Source organism: Bacillus sp. SRI_025, from assembly GCF_057592095.1.
The window spans coordinates 1-843 of sequence record NZ_JBYEGB010000016.1; the positions used below are offsets into that span (position 1 = coordinate 1).

General features: G+C 52.1%; 9 tRNA genes. All 9 read left to right on the forward strand.

The annotated features are described in order from the left end of the window. Position 1: 1 nt before the first annotated feature. The 9 genes from AC20OE_RS18730 to AC20OE_RS18770 all read left to right on the forward strand — a co-directional run bounded on the left by AC20OE_RS18730 (position 2) and on the right by AC20OE_RS18770 (position 842). A tRNA-Val gene (locus AC20OE_RS18730) sits at positions 2-77 on the forward strand. A gap of 33 nt (positions 78-110) precedes the next feature. Beyond that, a tRNA-Thr gene (locus tag AC20OE_RS18735) sits at positions 111-186 on the forward strand. 37 nt (positions 187-223) lie between these two features. Continuing rightward, positions 224-299: transfer RNA gene (locus tag AC20OE_RS18740), tRNA-Lys, on the forward strand. Positions 300-307: 8 nt separating this feature from the next. Then, positions 308-390, forward strand: a tRNA-Leu gene (locus tag AC20OE_RS18745). 30 nt (positions 391-420) lie between these two features. Continuing rightward, positions 421-492, forward strand: a tRNA-Gly gene (locus tag AC20OE_RS18750). Between the two features lie 12 nt (positions 493-504). Then, positions 505-590, forward strand: a tRNA-Leu gene (locus tag AC20OE_RS18755). A gap of 10 nt (positions 591-600) precedes the next feature. Continuing rightward, positions 601-677: transfer RNA gene (locus AC20OE_RS18760), tRNA-Arg, on the forward strand. Between the two features lie 7 nt (positions 678-684). After that, positions 685-761: transfer RNA gene (locus AC20OE_RS18765), tRNA-Pro, on the forward strand. Positions 762-769: 8 nt separating this feature from the next. Next, a tRNA-Ala gene (locus AC20OE_RS18770) sits at positions 770-842 on the forward strand. Position 843 lies beyond the last annotated feature (1 nt).

Genomic DNA, 843 nt, shown 5'->3' on the forward strand with positions numbered 1-843 from the left:
TGGAGGATTAGCTCAGCTGGGAGAGCATCTGCCTTACAAGCAGAGGGTCGGCGGTTCGAGCCCGTCATCCTCCACCATATTTATTCTTACATAATGTTAGGATAGATAAAGCCGGTGTAGCTCAACTGGTAGAGCAACTGACTTGTAATCAGTAGGTTGGGGGTTCAAGTCCTCTTGCCGGCACCACTTTCATATGGTAAGATAGACAAGTCGCTTTTAAAGCGAGCCATTAGCTCAGTTGGTAGAGCATCTGACTTTTAATCAGAGGGTCGAAGGTTCGAGTCCTTCATGGCTCACCATGTTTCATGCGGGTGTGGCGGAATTGGCAGACGCGCTAGACTTAGGATCTAGTGTCTTTATGACGTGGGGGTTCAAGTCCCTTCACCCGCATTGCCAAATAAAATAAAGAAATCCTGTAATGCGGAAGTAGTTCAGTGGTAGAACACCACCTTGCCAAGGTGGGGGTCGCGGGTTCGAATCCCGTCTTCCGCTTATACCATCCACGCCGGGGTGGTGGAATTGGCAGACACACAGGACTTAAAATCCTGCGGTAGGTGACTACCGTGCCGGTTCAAGTCCGGCCCTCGGCATTATAAATAAGCGCCCGTAGCTCAATTGGATAGAGCGTTTGACTACGGATCAAAAGGTTAGGGGTTCGACTCCTCTCGGGCGCGCCATTAAGATCGGGAAGTAGCTCAGCTTGGTAGAGCACTTGGTTTGGGACCAAGGGGTCGCAGGTTCGAATCCTGTCTTCCCGACCATCTTTTATGGGGCCTTAGCTCAGCTGGGAGAGCGCCTGCCTTGCACGCAGGAGGTCAGCGGTTCGATCCCGCTAGGCTCCAC